The organism is Bacillus sp. ISO11 (assembly GCF_003458115.1).
Taxonomy (GTDB): Bacteria; Bacillota; Bacilli; order Bacillales; family Bacillaceae_G; genus Bacillus_A; species Bacillus_A cereus.
The window spans coordinates 37,833-52,452 of the sequence record NZ_QXCO01000023.1; the positions used below are offsets into that span (position 1 = coordinate 37,833).

Genomic DNA, 14,620 nt, shown 5'->3' on the forward strand with positions numbered 1-14,620 from the left:
GAAGCGAAGCATCACTACTTGCGGAAGTACACTTTATAGAAAAACACGGTTCACAAAATACGGCAGAAATATAAAGACTTAAAGGAGAGGGATTATCGTGGAAAGAAGTTTATCTATGGAGTTAGTACGTGTAACAGAGGCTGCAGCTTTATCATCAGCGCGTTGGATGGGGCGCGGGAAAAAGGACGAGGCAGACGGTGCAGCAACATCAGCTATGCGTGATGTATTTGATACAATTCCGATGAAAGGTACAGTTGTAATTGGTGAAGGTGAGATGGATGAAGCACCAATGCTATATATCGGAGAGAAATTAGGTACAGGATATGGACCACGTGTAGACGTTGCGGTTGATCCTTTAGAAGGGACAAACATCGTAGCAGCTGGTGGCTGGAATGCTCTTGCTGTTATTGCAATTGCAGACCACGGTAATTTGTTACATGCCCCTGACATGTACATGGATAAAATCGCGGTTGGCCCAGAAGCAGTCGGGGCGGTCGACATTGATGCGCCTATTATTGATAACTTACGTGCAGTTGCGAAAGCAAAAAATAAAGATATTGAAGATGTTGTAGCGACAGTTTTAAATCGTCCACGTCATCAAGAAATTATCGAAGAAATTCGTAAAGCTGGTGCTCGCATTAAATTAATTAATGATGGAGATGTAGCTGGAGCGATTAATACAGCGTTTGATCGTACAGGTGTAGATATTTTATTTGGATCTGGTGGAGCACCTGAAGGTGTATTAGCAGCAGTTGCTTTAAAATGTTTAGGTGGAGAAATTCACGGAAAACTATTGCCACAAAACGAAGCTGAATTAGCACGTTGTAAAAAAATGGGCATAGAAGACATTAATCGTATCCTTCGTATGGAGGACTTAGTAAAAGGTGACGATGCAATCTTTGCAGCAACAGGCGTAACAGATGGAGAACTATTACGCGGTGTTCAATTTAAAGGTAGCGTAGGAACAACGCAATCCCTTGTTATGCGCGCAAAATCAGGCACAGTACGCTTCGTGGATGGACGTCATAGCTTGAATAAAAAACCAAACTTGGTTATTAAATAAAAAGCGTAAGCAGCTCGTTCAGAATGGGAGGGGGATGGAGCTTCTGACGTAGAGGCGCTTTTTGCCTCGTAGGAAGAAGTGAAGCCACCGACCATTCTAGCTGCTGAAGCTGGATTAAATAAAAAGTGCAAGCGGCTCGCTCAGAAAGGTTAAAATGGTCGACTTTTCTAACTATCGGAGCTGGAACTAAATTAAATAAGAAGCGAAGACAAATTTTCTTGTCTTCGCTTCTTGTATTTGTGTTCCAACGTATTGATTAAAACTAGATAAAAGGGTTACAATAGTGAATATTACCCTACTTGAACTTATTGCCTTTCATTATTAATTATTTGCCTTCCGTATTTTTTCCCTTTACCCATGAAAAAAGAGAATAACGTTAAAGTGTGGTGTCTGAATGAATTTGTCAATTGCAGCATTAGAAAACATGAAATTAAAAGAGTTATACGAGCTTGCGAAAGAATTTAAGATTTCGTATTATAGCAAATTAACGAAAAAAGAGTTAATTTTTTCTATTTTGAAAGCTCGAGCAGAAAAAGAAGGTTTCTTTTTCATGGAAGGCGTATTAGAAATTATTCAATCAGAAGGATTTGGATTCCTACGTCCTATCAACTATTCTCCAAGCTCAGAAGATATTTATATCTCAGCTTCGCAAATTCGTCGTTTCGATTTACGTAATGGAGATAAGGTTTCTGGTAAAGTACGACCTCCGAAAGAAAATGAACGCTATTTTGGGTTATTACAAGTTGAAGCTGTAAACGGAGATGATCCAGATTCAGCAAAAGAGCGTGTGCATTTCCCTGCATTAACACCATTATACCCAGATCGCCAAATGAAATTGGAAACGGAACCTAAAAAGTTACCGACACGCATCATGGATTTAATCGCACCAGTTGGATTTGGACAACGTGGTTTAATTGTTGCGCCTCCAAAGGCTGGTAAAACAAGTCTATTAAAAGAAATCGCGCATAGTGTTACAACAAATCATCCGGAAGCAGAATTAATTGTACTTTTAATTGATGAGCGTCCAGAGGAAGTAACAGACATTGAACGTTCTGTTAAAGGAGATGTTGTAAGTTCTACTTTTGATGAAGTGCCAGAAAATCATATTAAAGTAGCTGAGCTTGTGTTAGAACGTGCGATGCGTCTTGTAGAGCACAAGAAAGATGTTATCATTTTAATGGATAGTATTACCCGTTTAGCTCGAGCTTACAACCTCGTTATTCCACCAAGTGGTAGAACATTATCAGGTGGTATCGATCCAGCTGCCTTCCATAGACCGAAGCGTTTCTTTGGAGCTGCGCGTAATATTGAAGAAGGCGGTAGCTTAACAATTTTAGCAACAGCCCTTGTTGATACAGGATCACGTATGGACGATGTTATTTACGAGGAATTTAAAGGAACTGGAAATATGGAACTTCACTTAGATCGTTCATTAGCTGAACGTCGTATCTTCCCGGCGATCGATATTCGTCGTTCTGGTACACGTAAAGAAGATCTATTAATTCCAAAAGAACATTTAGACAAGTTATGGGGCATTCGTAAAACAATGCGTGATACACCAGACTTCGTTGAAAGTTTCTTACGTAAGCTTCGTCAAACGAAGACAAATGAAGAGTTTTTACAAAACATTGTTGCAGACTCAAAAAGGTATGTAACAACTAAGTAAAGGGAAAAAATCAGGACTCGCTTATTTTATAGTAAGCGAGTTTTTTATGCTGTTTAGGTGATATTAAAGAGAGAAATAAGTGAGAGAACCTTAGCCAGTCAGAGCTAAACGAGCCGTCTCCACTTTAAGATAATATCGAGCTCCAGCGGCTAAAATCTCCGGTCATTTTGCTCTCTCGCATGAAGCAAAAAGCGCTTCAGGGTCGAGAGCTCCAATGCCCTGCGATTTTGAACGAGCTGTCTCCACTTTAAGATAATATCCAGTTCCGGTGGCTAGCTCTTCGCATCTAAGAACCTTCCGCCCAAAAGGTAAAAAGCACCTTTAGGGCGAAAGAACCTTAGCTGGTCAGAGCTGAGCGAGCCACCTCCACTTTAAATTTAATATCCAGCTCCAGCGGCTAGAATGGTCGGTGGCTTCGCGTCTTCCTACGAGGCAAAAAGCGCCTCTACGTCAGAAGCTCCATCCCCCTCCCATTCTGAACGAGCCGCTTGCGCTTTTAAAATTAAAAAGACAAAAACAGGTAGTTGCAAAATGAAGTTAGCCTTGTTATAATTTCATCATATGTGTTTCATCAATATAGTTGTGTATGCAGCTGAAGATGAAAAACTCTGTTTCGAAAATGATTCAGGGCGGAAGGAGATGAAAAGAATGAAAGCAGGAATTCACCCAGATTACAAGAAAGTTGTATTCATGGACACAAACACAGGCTTCAAATTCTTAAGCGGATCTACTAAAGGATCTAACGAAACTGTTGAGTGGGAAGATGGTAACACTTATCCATTACTAAAAGTTGAGATCAGTTCTGATTCTCACCCATTCTACACTGGACGTCAGAAGTTTGCTACTGCAGACGGACGCGTTGACCGCTTCAATAAGAAATACGGTCTTAAGTAATAAAAACATAAAACAGGCAAGTGTATGTATTCGCTTGTCTGTTTTTTTTGCGAAAATATTATACCTTTACCCTACTTTTAACTGAAAAGTAGATGAAAGGAGAGCTTCATGTACTTAATAAATCAAAATGGCTGGATTGAAGTGATTTGCGGTAGTATGTTTTCTGGCAAGTCAGAAGAGCTAATCCGCCGTGTGCGCCGTACGCAATTTGCAAAACAACATGCAATTGTATTTAAACCATGTATTGATAATCGATATAGTGAAGAAGATGTAGTATCACATAACGGATTAAAGGTAAAAGCAGTTCCTGTTTCAGCTTCAAAGGATATATTTGAACATATTACAGAAGAGCTGGATGTTATTGCAATCGATGAGGTGCAATTTTTTGATGGGGACATTGTGGAAGTGGTGCAAGTATTGGCAAATCGTGGCTATCGTGTCATTGTAGCTGGTTTAGACCAAGATTTCCGTGGTCTACCATTTGGACAAGTTCCTCAGCTGATGGCGATTGCTGAACATGTGACAAAACTACAAGCAGTATGTTCTGTATGTGGATCTCCAGCAAGTCGTACACAACGATTAATTGATGGAGAACCAGCGGCATTTGATGATCCAATTATTTTAGTTGGAGCTTCAGAATCGTATGAACCGCGTTGTCGTCATTGTCATGCAGTACCTGCAAACAAAGATAAGTAAAACTCGCTGCGCAAGGCGGGTTTTTTTCAAAATAGAGAGAATGAGCGGTGTGAGCCGCTTACGCTTTTAAATATATCTAGTTCTGGTGGCTAGCTCTTCGCATCTAAGAACCTTCCGCCCGAAAGGTAAAAAGCACCTTTAGGTCGAAAGAACCTTAGCTGGTCAGAGCTGAAAGAGCCACCGCCACTTTTAAATATATTATCTAGTTCTGGTGGCTAGCTCTTCGCATCTAAGAACCTTCCGCCCAAAAGGTAAAAAGCACCTTTAGGTCGAAAGAACCTTAGCTGGTCAGAGCTGAAAGAGCCACCGCCACTTTTAAATATAATTTGCGTTTTTTTGAGTAAGTACCATATACTATTTGTATTAGATACTAGGATGTAGAGGTGAATGATGTGTTAGATCGTTTGCAAGCTGTAGAAAATCGTTATGAGAAGTTAAATGAATTGTTAAGTGATCCAGCGATTATTAGTGATTCAAATAAGCTTCGTGAATATTCAAAGGAACAGTCTGATATACAGGAAACGGTAGAGGTGTATCGTGAGTATAAGGATGTTCGTGAGCAATTAAAAGATGCGAAAGCAATGTTAGAAGATAAGTTAGACGCAGAAATGCGTGAAATGGTAAAAGAAGAAGTTTCTGAGTTAGAATCACAAGATAAAACATTATCAGAGCGTCTGAAAATTTTACTTGTTCCAAAAGACCCTAATGATGATAAGAACGTTATCGTTGAGGTTCGTGGAGCTGCTGGTGGAGACGAGGCAGCTTTATTTGCTGGTGACTTATACCGTATGTATAGCCGTTACGCTGAGGTACAGGGCTGGAAAACGGAGATTATTGAGGCTAGCTATACAGAGTTAGGTGGATATAAAGAGATTATCTTTATGATTAATGGTAAAGGTGCTTTCGCGAAGCTGAAATTCGAGAATGGTGCTCACCGTGTACAACGTGTTCCTGAAACGGAATCTGGTGGACGTATTCATACATCTACAGCAACTGTAGCTGTATTACCAGAGGCAGAAGAAGTAGAAATTGATATTCACGAGAAAGATGTTCGTGTTGATACATTCGCTTCTAGTGGACCTGGTGGACAGAGCGTTAATACAACGATGTCAGCGGTGCGTTTAACGCATTTACCGACTGGTGTAGTTGTATCTTGTCAGGATGAGAAATCACAGATCAAGAATAAAGAAAAAGCGATGAAAGTATTACGCGCACGTGTTTATGATAAGTTTAGACAAGAAGCGCAAGCTGAGTATGATCAAAACCGTAAACAAGCTGTTGGTACGGGAGATCGTTCAGAGCGTATTCGTACGTATAACTTCCCGCAAAACCGTGTTACAGACCATCGAATCGGTTTAACGATTCAAAAGCTAGATCAAATCTTACAAGGTAAGTTAGATGATTTCATCAATGCCTTAGTGATGGAAGATCAGGCTCAAAAGATGGAGGCAGCTGAGTAATGCGTGTCTATGAAGCCCTGAAATGGGCTTCTTCTTTTTTACAGGAAAATGGACGAGATGAAAATGCGGGAGAAATTGTCCTTTGTCATGTATTAAAGGTGAACAGAACAGGATTACTTATGAATATGCGTGAAGAAATAACTGAGGATCAAGAGAAAAGCTTTACGGAGTTTATCCACAAGCATGTAGAAGGTATTCCTATTCAATATATGATTGGTTATGAAATGTTTTATGGACGGTCTTTCTTTGTGAATGAAGAAGTATTAATACCAAGACCGGAAACAGAAGAGCTTATAGTGGGAGTATTAGAAAGAATCGAGCGCCATTTTGGTGATGAGAAACTACATGTAGCAGATATAGGTACAGGTAGTGGAGCGATTTCTATTACGCTTGCTTTAGAAAATGAAAATCTTCATGTGTATACAGTAGATATTGCACAAGAGTCGATTGAAGTTGCAAAAGAAAATGCAAAAGCTTTAGGTGCAGAAGTAACGTTCTATCACGGTGATTTATTGTCACCATTTCATAAAACGGGTCAAAAGCTAGATGTTGTTGTTTCAAATCCTCCATATATACCGGAAGAGGATTGGCGTGGTCTTTCTCCTGTTGTGAAAGAGCATGAGCCGAAGAGAGCACTTGTTGGTGGTGAAGACGGATTAGATTTCTATCGCCGTTTTATGGAAGAATTGCCGAATGTGTTGCAGAAGAAAGCGATTGTGGCGTTTGAAATTGGAGTAGGACAAGGTGAGGATGTAAAAAGATTGTTACAACAAGCTTTTCCACATGCTCATGTTGAGGTTGTTTTCGATATTAACGGAAAAGATCGTATGGTATTTGCAGAGATGGAGTAAGGTTCACACCTTACTCTATTTTTTGTGGAAAAATTCATATAGATTTTGAATTTAATAGTTTAGAAAGATGAAAGTCTGTCCACACTGTTTGTAGAAGGGACGGTGGAGGAAATGAAAAAACAAGTTATTGCTTATCTTCTTATACTATTAATTGGTGCACAGTTACTTGTGCAGTTTGGATATATGAAAGCTGATGCGAAAGGGCCTTCAGTTATTCCGAAAGAGGCCGTTCGATTACGAATTTTAGCAAATAGTGATTCAGATAAAGACCAGGCATTGAAACGTAAAGTGCGTGATGAAGTAAAAGCACAAATTGATGGGTGGGTAGCGGATTTAACTTCATTTGAAGAGGCACGCAAAGTAATTCAAAGTCATATTCCAGAAATCGAGAAAACGGTGGAAAATACGTTAAAAAGAGAAGGAAGTAAAGATTCATTTCAAGTGAAATTTAGTAAGAATGTAAAGTTTCCTACAAAGGTATACGGGAATTTTATTTATCCAGCAGGAGAATATGAAGCAGTATTAATCACAATTGGAGAAGGTGAAGGGGCGAACTGGTGGTGTGTATTATTTCCACCAATGTGTTTCTTAGATTTTTCGAGCGGGACAGCTGTAAGAAAAGAAGAGCACGTTGTGAAGGCGGAATCTCCTGAAGAGGAGCAGGTGAAACAACTAGATGAGGAAGTAATAGATAAAGAAGAGAAGAAAGTAGATAAGGTAAAAGAAACGAAAGCTGTAAAGCAGGAAGTAGTAAAAAAAGTAACAGCTTCTGAAAAGAAAGTAGTAAAAAATGAAACAAAAGTCGAAGAGCAGCCTGTAAGTAAAGAAGAAATGAAAACTGTGGAAAAAGTGGAGAAACCTGTGGAGAAAAAACAAGAAAAGCAAAATGAATATGTAAAAGTAGAAGAGGAAGAAGAAAAGCCAGAAGTTAAATTGTTTATTGTAGAAGCTTTTACATCTTTATTCTCTAAATAGTACTATTAATAAATCCCTCTTCATATATAAAAATGAGGAGGGATTTATTATGAAGAAAGTGTATTTTGCTACGAAAGCAGATGTGGAAAGATTACATTCTTTTTTCGGACAAGCTAATAAAAAAGATGATAAAATAAATGAGTTGTACGCACAATTTATGATTTTGGAAGAAGCGGAAGAAATACGAGCTGTAATTGGTTATGAACAAAGTGGGGAAGATGTGCTTATTCGTTCTTGTTTATTCACACCTCATGTGGATAAACAGACTTTCTTATATTTTTTTGAAATGTTTTTGCAGTATATGAAAGAAAGAAGTGTTCAACAATTGTACTTACTAACAAATCATCCACAATCTGTACCGATCTTTCAGTTTTTTGACTTTTTTACTATAGAAAAGGATGAGGTTCCAGAGGGAATTCAACAGCTAGAACATTTTTGTAAAAATATAAAAGAGCAGAATGCAATAATACTAAATTGTCAGCTATTCACAAAGTTATCCACGGATTAATTAGGTTTATCCACATTTTGTGGATAAACCTTGTTTGTCTTTTGGATAAATCTCATAGTAAACTAAAAATAGACAAGTATTTAAGGGTAGAAAAGGACGTGGAAAAAAATGCATACAAACATGTGGGTTGTGGATAATGTTGTGGAAAGAAAAAAATATTATCCACAGTTACAAGAAGCAGCAAAATTATTAAGAGAAAATGAGGCGGTGGCTTTCCCTACGGAAACAGTATATGGGTTAGGTGCAAATGCGATGGATGATGAAGCAATCGCGAAAATTTTCAAAGCGAAAGGAAGACCGAGTGATAATCCACTCATTGTCCATATAGGTACAAAATCTCAGTTAGATGGGATTGTGAAAGAAATTCCACCAGTTGCAGAGAAGTTAATGGCGCATTTTTGGCCAGGACCATTAACAATTATTTTGCCGAGAAAAGAAGGGATTTCAGAGAAGGTGACGGCAGGACTTAATACGGTTGGAGTAAGAATGCCTGATCACCCAATTGCACTTGCTCTTATTGAAGTGGCGAATGTACCTGTTGCAGCACCAAGTGCGAATCGTTCAGGTCGTCCAAGTCCAACATTAGCTTCTCACGTATATGAAGATTTGAATGGGAAGATTGCAGGTATTGTTGATGGTGGTGCAACTGGAGTAGGCGTTGAATCAACTGTAATTGATTGTACAAGCGCGGTTCCAACAATATTACGTCCAGGTGGGATTACGAAAGAACAATTAGAAGCGGTGATAGGTACTGTTTCTTTAGATCCAGCTTTAAAGGATGAGAAGGAAAAACCGAAATCGCCTGGAATGAAATACACACATTATGCGCCGAAAGCACCACTTAGTATTGTTGAGGGTTCACGTGAGTTTATTCAGCATCTTGTGGATGAGAAAAAGGAAGAAGGATTTAAAGTAGGCGTATTAACGACAGAAGAGTATCAGCATGTATATAGTGCAGATGTTATATTATCTTGTGGTGTTAGAAGTGACTTAGCTAGTGTTGCGACTAAATTATATGATGTACTTAGAACATTTGATGCAAGTGAAGTGGATGTTATTTTTAGTGAGTCATTCCCTAATGAAGGAATAGGGAATGCAATTATGAATCGTTTAACAAAAGCGGCAGGACATCATATTATTATTGAATGATAAGGTAAGATTAGCAAACAGAATATTTCTCCTTGGATAAGCATATTGTGAAGTAGCACGTCCAAGGAGGGGCATGAATGACGTTTGAACAGCTAATACCTTTAATAATTATGGCATTCGCCTTAGGGATGGATGCGTTCTCGGTGAGTCTTGGTATGGGGATGATACCCCTAAAGTTAAGACAAATCCTGTATATTGGTATGACGATAGGGATATTTCATATTATTATGCCGTTTATAGGAATGGTACTAGGTCGTTTTTTATCAGAGAAGTATGGAGATATCGCACATTTTGCGGGTGCTATTTTATTAATCGGACTAGGGTTTTATATCGTATATTCGAGTATTTTACAAAATGAAGAGACTAGAACAGCCCCTATTGGAATTAGTTTATTCGTATTTGCATTTGGCGTCAGTATAGATAGTTTCTCAGTAGGACTTAGCCTTGGTATTTATGGAGCACAAACAATTATTACGATTTTACTTTTTGGATTTGTTAGCATGTTATTAGCGTGGATGGGTTTATTAATTGGGAGACATGCGAAAGATATGCTCGGTACATATGGTGAGATAGTAGGTGGTATCATTTTGGTTGGGTTTGGATTATATATCCTTTTTCCTATATAATTTTATGTAGGAGGGAATTATGAACAAGCTATTGGAATGGTATGTTAAATTTTTAACCTTCTATCCTCGATGGCTAAGAAGACTTATAATTTGGGGTATTATTTTGCAAATTTCGATGTTAGGTTGGATTAAGTTAATTCGTGAATGGTGAGATAGTTCCTTTCTGTGAATATTTTGTTTGTACTATATTTATTGCGCTAAAAATTACAGATATAGAAAGGATGAGATGAATGACGAGATTGAAGCAAGTTTTTGGTATTATTATTAGTTTTTTTGTTTTTTGGTTTAGTATGCTCGGTGTACAAATGTTTGCTGAGTTTTTAGATATTGAGTCATTGAAATTTGTTGCGGGAAAGACTGAGGCGGCGCGTGCCTTTTACTCTCCGTACCCGTTTTTAATTGTTTTTCTTATCACATTGCTTTCCCTATACTTCTTCGTAATTAAGCTAGGGAAGCCGAAAAAAGAGAAAATGCCTACTTTAGAGGAAAAGAAGGAAGAATTACAATGATAAAATCCCCTGCTAAAAAGCAGGGGATTTTATATTTGAGTGATGGGAGGAATCTAGCCGCCTTGCTTTTAAATATATCCAGCTCCAGCGACAAGCTCTTCGCATGAAGCAAAAAGCGCTTCAAGGTCGAGAGCTTGAAGTGTCCTGCGATTCTGAACGAGCCGCTTCCGCTTTTAGATTGGCCTAACCAATTCAAATTGTTCTCCTAATTTTGCATAGTTGTGTCCTGCTAGGCGGCTTATTGGTTTGAGTCCTTCGGCGTGAATGCGCCCTTTTTCATATAGATGTTCGGCAACGTGGAAACGAACGACGCGTCCAATTAGTAGATCACAAGCTGGTGAGTCTTCCGTTCCGCCAAGTGGAATTGCACGTTCTAATACGCATTCCATTCGAATATTTGCTTCTTTTACACCTGGAACAGAGATGACTTCACTTTCGATTGGTGTTAGTTTTGCTAGTTCAATTTCACTTTCATTTGGCGGGAGGTTAGCTGCTGTTTCGTTAATTGCTGCTACATATGATTCGTCAGAAATATGTACGACAAATTCTCCTTTTTCAATTGCGTTTCGGGAAGTGTCCTTTCTTTCTCCGGCTTTTCGTTGTACAGATACTGAGATAAGTGGTGGATTAGCAGCGACAATATTGAAATAACTATATGGTGCTCCGTTTAGTACGCCTTCTTTTGTTACAGAAGTAACGAATGCGACAGGACGAGGGATGATACTTCCAGTAAGTAATTTGTAATTATCTTTTTCAGTTTGTTCATTTGGATTAATGGATAACATGCTTGTAATCCCCTTTCTAAATATGAATACTTATTGTTTGTTTACAAGATAACGATGAGAAAATCCTGCTGGAAATAATATTTTGTTTCATAAAAAGAACTTACTTCAATTGTAATGAAGTAAGTTCTTTTTTCAAGAATCTCAAATTTGAGATAAAAATTAAAGTAAAACGTATGCGCCAGGTCCGATTAAAGCTACACCAACAGCGACAGCGATTAACATTAAGTTATATTCATATCCGTTTTGTGTTACCCAGTAACCATTTTTTCCGTGAACAGTGAAGATAGCCATTAACATTGTTCCAACGATAAATAATGAACCAACTACAATGAAAATACCTGATGCAAATAAGAAACCACCTAGTAATTCAGTTGCGCCAGCCATAAATGCCATAAATACACCAGGACGTAAACCGATTGACTCCATCCAGCCACCTGTTCCTTTTAAACCGTAACCGCCGAACCAACCAAATAATTTTTGAGCGCCATGACCCATGAATGTAATTCCTATAATAAGACGAATAATAAGTAGACCGAAATCCATCATTTTTAAAAACCTCCTAAAAGTTATTAACTTACCTTACGTAAGTAATAATAAAATAGTTACTTACTTTAGTCAAGTGAATTTCGAAAAAAGTTGAATTAAATTTTACAAATTAACAACAAAAAATAAAATGTAGTAAAGACCTCTAGACAAGTTGGGCAAAAAAAGAGAAAATATAAATAGAAGTTAACTTCTAATTGTTATTCAGACAATCAGAATTGACTGGAATTTTGTGAAGCGCTACAATAAGAGTCTATTAGTAATGACGTAATTTATTTCGAAAGCGTTTTTACAGTATAATATTCGAAGTATGAAGTCTTACATGTATCCCGAGCTTTACTAGGGATTGCCCTATAAACTTTTAGGTAAATTATAAGGAGGACTATCCTATGTTTAAAAAATTATTCGGTCTTGGTTCAAAAACAAATGAAGAAACAATCGTAGCTCCATTAACTGGAGCAGTGAAAAATATTGAAGAAGTACCAGATCCAGTATTTGCTGGTCGTATGATGGGTGACGGTGTTGCAATCGATCCTACTGAAGGTGTAGTTGTATCTCCAGTTGATGGTGAAATCGTACAATTATTCCACACAAAACATGCTATCGGAATTAAAGCGAAAAACGGTACAGAAATTTTAATCCACGTTGGATTAGAAACTGTAAAAATGGAAGGCGAAGGTTTCGAAGCTCACGTTTCTGAAGGCCAAGCTGTAAAAGCTGGAGATAAATTAATCTCATTCGACTTAGAATTAATCCGTGAAAAAGCGAAAAGCACAATTACTCCAATTGTTATTACAAACACAGATGCAGCTGAGTCTATTAAGACAACTGTAGGCGTAGCAGCTACAAAAGGTTCAACAGAAGTAATGAAAGTTACAATGAAATAATTGCAATATAAGAGGAATCCGTTTCGTATGAAATGGATTCCTTATTTTTGTTGCATGTTCAGCATGTATGTTAAAATACTCTAGGCACTTGGAAATAGGGTTTCACATATATGTGGATAAGGCGCATTTTTCTTAGAAAAAATATAAGAGAAATGCGCCTTTTGTATATTCACATTTCTTTTGTTCTATTCTAATGTAAGTTATGATGAATGGTAAGAAATCGAATATAGGGGTGGGTTTGAATGAAACGAGTGTTATTTGTTTGTACTGGCAATACATGTCGTAGTCCAATGGCTGAGGCGTTGCTTCGTCTTCACGGAGGAGATAAGTTTGAAGTGCAATCTGCTGGTGTTTTCGCCTATCCTGGGAGCGATGCATCGGTACATGCGAAGGAAGCTTTAGCTGAAAAAGGAATTTTAATTGATCATGCGGCGCAGCAAATAAATGAAACTTTGCTTGATTGGGCTGATATTGTCGTAACGATGACAGAAAACCATAAGCAAATTGTACTTGGGCATTATCCGAGCGTTGAAAAGAAATTAAATACGTTATATGGATTAACTGAAGGTATAGGCAAGGACATTTCAGATCCATTTGGAGGCTCGCTTTCTATTTATAAAGAAACGTTAGATGAGATGGAAAAACTTGTACAAACTTTACTGAAAAAACATTCAGTAGGTTGATGTTTCGTGTATAATACGATATTGGAGATCACTTCTTCCTATGTGAGGTAGCGAGTGTGAAATGAAGATAATTGATTGAAACTTTGGAGGGGTAAAAATGAAAGTAGTAATAGCATCTGATCACGGCGGTATGAATATCCGCAAAGAACTTGTAAGTTTATTAGAAGAGTTAAATATTGAATATATTGATTTAGGTTGTGAATGTGAAGCTGGTTCTGTTGATTACCCTGACTTTGCGTTTCCAGCAGCTGAAATGGTAGCGAATGGTGAAGTAGATCGTGGTATTTTAGTTTGTGGGACAGGCATTGGTATGTCAATCGCAGCAAACAAAGTAAATGGTATCCGTTGTGCGTTAGTTCATGATACTTTCAGCGCGAAAGCAACGAGAGAGCATAATGACACTAATATGCTAGCGATGGGTGAGCGTGTAATTGGTGCTGGTCTAGCGCGTGATATCGCGAAAATCTGGTTAACAACTGACTATGAAGGTGGTCGTCACGAAAACCGCGTAGGAAAAATTAAAACATACGAAACAAAGTAATAGATTCTAACTATCAGTAGTGTGAAATATAATTTGGTGAACCAACCTGTGAAAGGAAGAGGCGTAATGACAGAAATCGTAAAGGTAAGAGAACAGCTACAAATGTCGCTTTCTGATTTCCAAGAACAAGCTTCATTACAAAGCGGTCAAATTTTTGTAGTGGGTTGTAGCACGAGCGAAGTGCTAGGCGAAAGAATTGGAACATCAGGAACGATGGAAGTAGCAGAGGCGATTTTCTCTGAGTTAAAACAATTTCAAGAGCAAACAGGTATTGAATTAGCGTTTCAATGTTGTGAGCATTTAAACCGTGCTTTAGTAGTTGAGAGAGAAGTAGCGATAAAATATCAATTTGAAATTGTAACAGTTACGCCTGTTAGATCAGCAGGTGGTGCATTGGGGACATACGCGTATCACAATTTGAAAGATCCGGTAGTAGTTGAGTTTATTAAAGCTGATGCAGGAATGGATATTGGTGATACATTTATCGGTATGCATTTAAAGCATGTAGCTGTTCCGGTTCGTACAAGTGTGAAGGCAATTGGAAGTGCGCATGTAACGATGGCCAAAACACGTGGAAAACTAATTGGTGGAGCGCGTGCTGTCTATGCGGCAGTGGAAGAGACTACCACTTGCCGTTAAATATGAGAAATTAGGAAGTCATATAGTAACTGTTTATCATAAGATAAAAGGTATGTTGTCTGACTTTATAATAGAAGAAAGAAAAGACCGATTTTCGGTCTTTTTTTTCTTTTATGATATAGAAAGTCATGTTAGAATGTAGTTG

The 14,620-nt window shown here is 38.1% G+C and carries 18 protein-coding genes; 16 read left to right on the top strand and 2 right to left on the bottom strand.

What is annotated here, in order from left to right; genetic code table 11:
• Positions 1 to 97 precede the first annotated feature (97 nt).
• From glpX to D1166_RS21595, 12 genes are all read left to right on the top strand, one after another.
• Positions 98 to 1,063 (top strand): class II fructose-bisphosphatase, encoded by a 966-nt coding sequence (gene glpX / locus D1166_RS21545; RefSeq protein ID WP_000442340.1) that lies wholly within the window; start codon positions 98 to 100, stop codon positions 1,061 to 1,063.
• A 394-nt stretch (positions 1,064 to 1,457) separates the two neighbouring features.
• On the top strand, positions 1,458 to 2,729 hold the full coding sequence (gene rho, locus D1166_RS21550; RefSeq protein ID WP_001053903.1) for a transcription termination factor Rho: 1,272 nt from the start codon (positions 1,458 to 1,460) through the stop codon (positions 2,727 to 2,729).
• Positions 2,730 to 3,377: 648 nt separating this feature from the next.
• Positions 3,378 to 3,623, top strand: coding sequence for a type B 50S ribosomal protein L31 (locus tag D1166_RS21555; RefSeq protein ID WP_000643433.1), 246 nt, complete (start codon positions 3,378 to 3,380; stop codon positions 3,621 to 3,623).
• 108 nt (positions 3,624 to 3,731) lie between these two features.
• Positions 3,732 to 4,319, top strand: coding sequence for a thymidine kinase (locus tag D1166_RS21560; protein ID WP_000280859.1), 588 nt, complete (start codon positions 3,732 to 3,734; stop codon positions 4,317 to 4,319).
• Between the two features lie 392 nt (positions 4,320 to 4,711).
• Entirely contained in the window at positions 4,712 to 5,779 is a 1,068-nt protein-coding gene (prfA, locus tag D1166_RS21565) for a peptide chain release factor 1 (protein ID WP_000887064.1), read from the top strand.
• Positions 5,779 to 6,630 (top strand): peptide chain release factor N(5)-glutamine methyltransferase, encoded by an 852-nt coding sequence (gene prmC, locus D1166_RS21570; RefSeq protein ID WP_001267055.1) that lies wholly within the window; start codon positions 5,779 to 5,781, stop codon positions 6,628 to 6,630. Before prfA ends, prmC begins: the two co-directional genes overlap by 1 nt.
• Before the next feature lie 111 nt (positions 6,631 to 6,741).
• A complete protein-coding gene (gene spoIIR, locus D1166_RS21575) occupies positions 6,742 to 7,605 on the top strand; it encodes a stage II sporulation protein R (RefSeq protein ID WP_002097913.1) in 864 nt (287 codons plus the stop codon).
• Positions 7,606 to 7,654: 49 nt separating this feature from the next.
• Positions 7,655 to 8,113 (top strand): GNAT family N-acetyltransferase, encoded by a 459-nt coding sequence (locus D1166_RS21580; protein WP_118043422.1) that lies wholly within the window; start codon positions 7,655 to 7,657, stop codon positions 8,111 to 8,113.
• A 108-nt stretch (positions 8,114 to 8,221) separates the two neighbouring features.
• On the top strand, positions 8,222 to 9,262 hold the full coding sequence (locus D1166_RS21585) for an L-threonylcarbamoyladenylate synthase (RefSeq protein ID WP_098283739.1): 1,041 nt from the start codon (positions 8,222 to 8,224) through the stop codon (positions 9,260 to 9,262).
• Between the two features lie 77 nt (positions 9,263 to 9,339).
• Entirely contained in the window at positions 9,340 to 9,888 is a 549-nt protein-coding gene (locus tag D1166_RS21590; protein WP_000142463.1) for a manganese efflux pump MntP, read from the top strand.
• Positions 9,889 to 9,907: 19 nt separating this feature from the next.
• Complete coding sequence (locus tag D1166_RS31865) at positions 9,908 to 10,039, top strand: hypothetical protein (RefSeq protein ID WP_001037636.1); 132 nt, start codon at positions 9,908 to 9,910, stop codon at positions 10,037 to 10,039.
• 79 nt (positions 10,040 to 10,118) lie between these two features.
• Positions 10,119 to 10,397 carry a DUF3935 domain-containing protein gene (locus D1166_RS21595; RefSeq protein ID WP_000197472.1) on the top strand — a complete coding sequence of 93 codons (279 nt, stop codon included), beginning with the start codon at positions 10,119 to 10,121 and terminating at the stop codon, positions 10,395 to 10,397.
• Positions 10,398 to 10,570: 173 nt separating this feature from the next.
• Here the strand turns inward: D1166_RS21595 and D1166_RS21600 are convergent, their stop codons facing one another.
• Positions 10,571 to 11,182: a flavin reductase family protein gene (locus D1166_RS21600; RefSeq protein WP_000949054.1), complete on the bottom strand. Its 612-nt coding sequence runs from the start codon at positions 11,180 to 11,182 to the stop codon at positions 10,571 to 10,573.
• Between the two features lie 159 nt (positions 11,183 to 11,341).
• Complete coding sequence (locus D1166_RS21605) at positions 11,342 to 11,728, bottom strand: DoxX family protein (RefSeq protein ID WP_000968616.1); 387 nt, start codon at positions 11,726 to 11,728, stop codon at positions 11,342 to 11,344.
• A gap of 386 nt (positions 11,729 to 12,114) precedes the next feature.
• Here D1166_RS21605 and D1166_RS21610 point away from each other — a divergent pair, with 386 nt between their 5' ends.
• From D1166_RS21610 to D1166_RS21625, 4 genes are all read left to right on the top strand, one after another.
• Positions 12,115 to 12,612 (top strand): PTS sugar transporter subunit IIA, encoded by a 498-nt coding sequence (locus D1166_RS21610; protein ID WP_000473665.1) that lies wholly within the window; start codon positions 12,115 to 12,117, stop codon positions 12,610 to 12,612.
• A 242-nt stretch (positions 12,613 to 12,854) separates the two neighbouring features.
• Positions 12,855 to 13,295 (top strand): low molecular weight protein arginine phosphatase, encoded by a 441-nt coding sequence (locus tag D1166_RS21615; RefSeq protein WP_118043423.1) that lies wholly within the window; start codon positions 12,855 to 12,857, stop codon positions 13,293 to 13,295.
• Positions 13,296 to 13,392: 97 nt separating this feature from the next.
• A complete protein-coding gene (gene rpiB, locus D1166_RS21620; protein ID WP_000869542.1) occupies positions 13,393 to 13,836 on the top strand; it encodes a ribose 5-phosphate isomerase B in 444 nt (147 codons plus the stop codon).
• 66 nt (positions 13,837 to 13,902) lie between these two features.
• On the top strand, positions 13,903 to 14,475 hold the full coding sequence (locus tag D1166_RS21625; protein WP_000136376.1) for a TIGR01440 family protein: 573 nt from the start codon (positions 13,903 to 13,905) through the stop codon (positions 14,473 to 14,475).
• The last annotated feature ends 145 nt before the right edge of the window (positions 14,476 to 14,620 follow it).

Coding starts and splice junctions, on each gene's coding strand:
- D1166_RS21600 (WP_000949054.1), bottom strand. CDS start 11,182: ATGTTATCCATTAATCCAAATGAACAAACTGAAAAAGATAATTACAAA.
- rpiB (WP_000869542.1), top strand. CDS start 13,393: ATGAAAGTAGTAATAGCATCTGATCACGGCGGTATGAATATCCGCAAA.
- D1166_RS21560 (WP_000280859.1), top strand. CDS start 3,732: ATGTACTTAATAAATCAAAATGGCTGGATTGAAGTGATTTGCGGTAGT.
- D1166_RS21605 (WP_000968616.1), bottom strand. CDS start 11,728: ATGATGGATTTCGGTCTACTTATTATTCGTCTTATTATAGGAATTACA.
- D1166_RS31865 (WP_001037636.1), top strand. CDS start 9,908: ATGAACAAGCTATTGGAATGGTATGTTAAATTTTTAACCTTCTATCCT.
- prmC (WP_001267055.1), top strand. CDS start 5,779: ATGCGTGTCTATGAAGCCCTGAAATGGGCTTCTTCTTTTTTACAGGAA.
- spoIIR (WP_002097913.1), top strand. CDS start 6,742: ATGAAAAAACAAGTTATTGCTTATCTTCTTATACTATTAATTGGTGCA.
- D1166_RS21610 (WP_000473665.1), top strand. CDS start 12,115: ATGTTTAAAAAATTATTCGGTCTTGGTTCAAAAACAAATGAAGAAACA.
- D1166_RS21555 (WP_000643433.1), top strand. CDS start 3,378: ATGAAAGCAGGAATTCACCCAGATTACAAGAAAGTTGTATTCATGGAC.
- D1166_RS21615 (WP_118043423.1), top strand. CDS start 12,855: ATGAAACGAGTGTTATTTGTTTGTACTGGCAATACATGTCGTAGTCCA.
- D1166_RS21580 (WP_118043422.1), top strand. CDS start 7,655: ATGAAGAAAGTGTATTTTGCTACGAAAGCAGATGTGGAAAGATTACAT.
- D1166_RS21595 (WP_000197472.1), top strand. CDS start 10,119: ATGACGAGATTGAAGCAAGTTTTTGGTATTATTATTAGTTTTTTTGTT.
- D1166_RS21625 (WP_000136376.1), top strand. CDS start 13,903: ATGACAGAAATCGTAAAGGTAAGAGAACAGCTACAAATGTCGCTTTCT.
- D1166_RS21585 (WP_098283739.1), top strand. CDS start 8,222: ATGCATACAAACATGTGGGTTGTGGATAATGTTGTGGAAAGAAAAAAA.
- D1166_RS21590 (WP_000142463.1), top strand. CDS start 9,340: ATGACGTTTGAACAGCTAATACCTTTAATAATTATGGCATTCGCCTTA.
- rho (WP_001053903.1), top strand. CDS start 1,458: ATGAATTTGTCAATTGCAGCATTAGAAAACATGAAATTAAAAGAGTTA.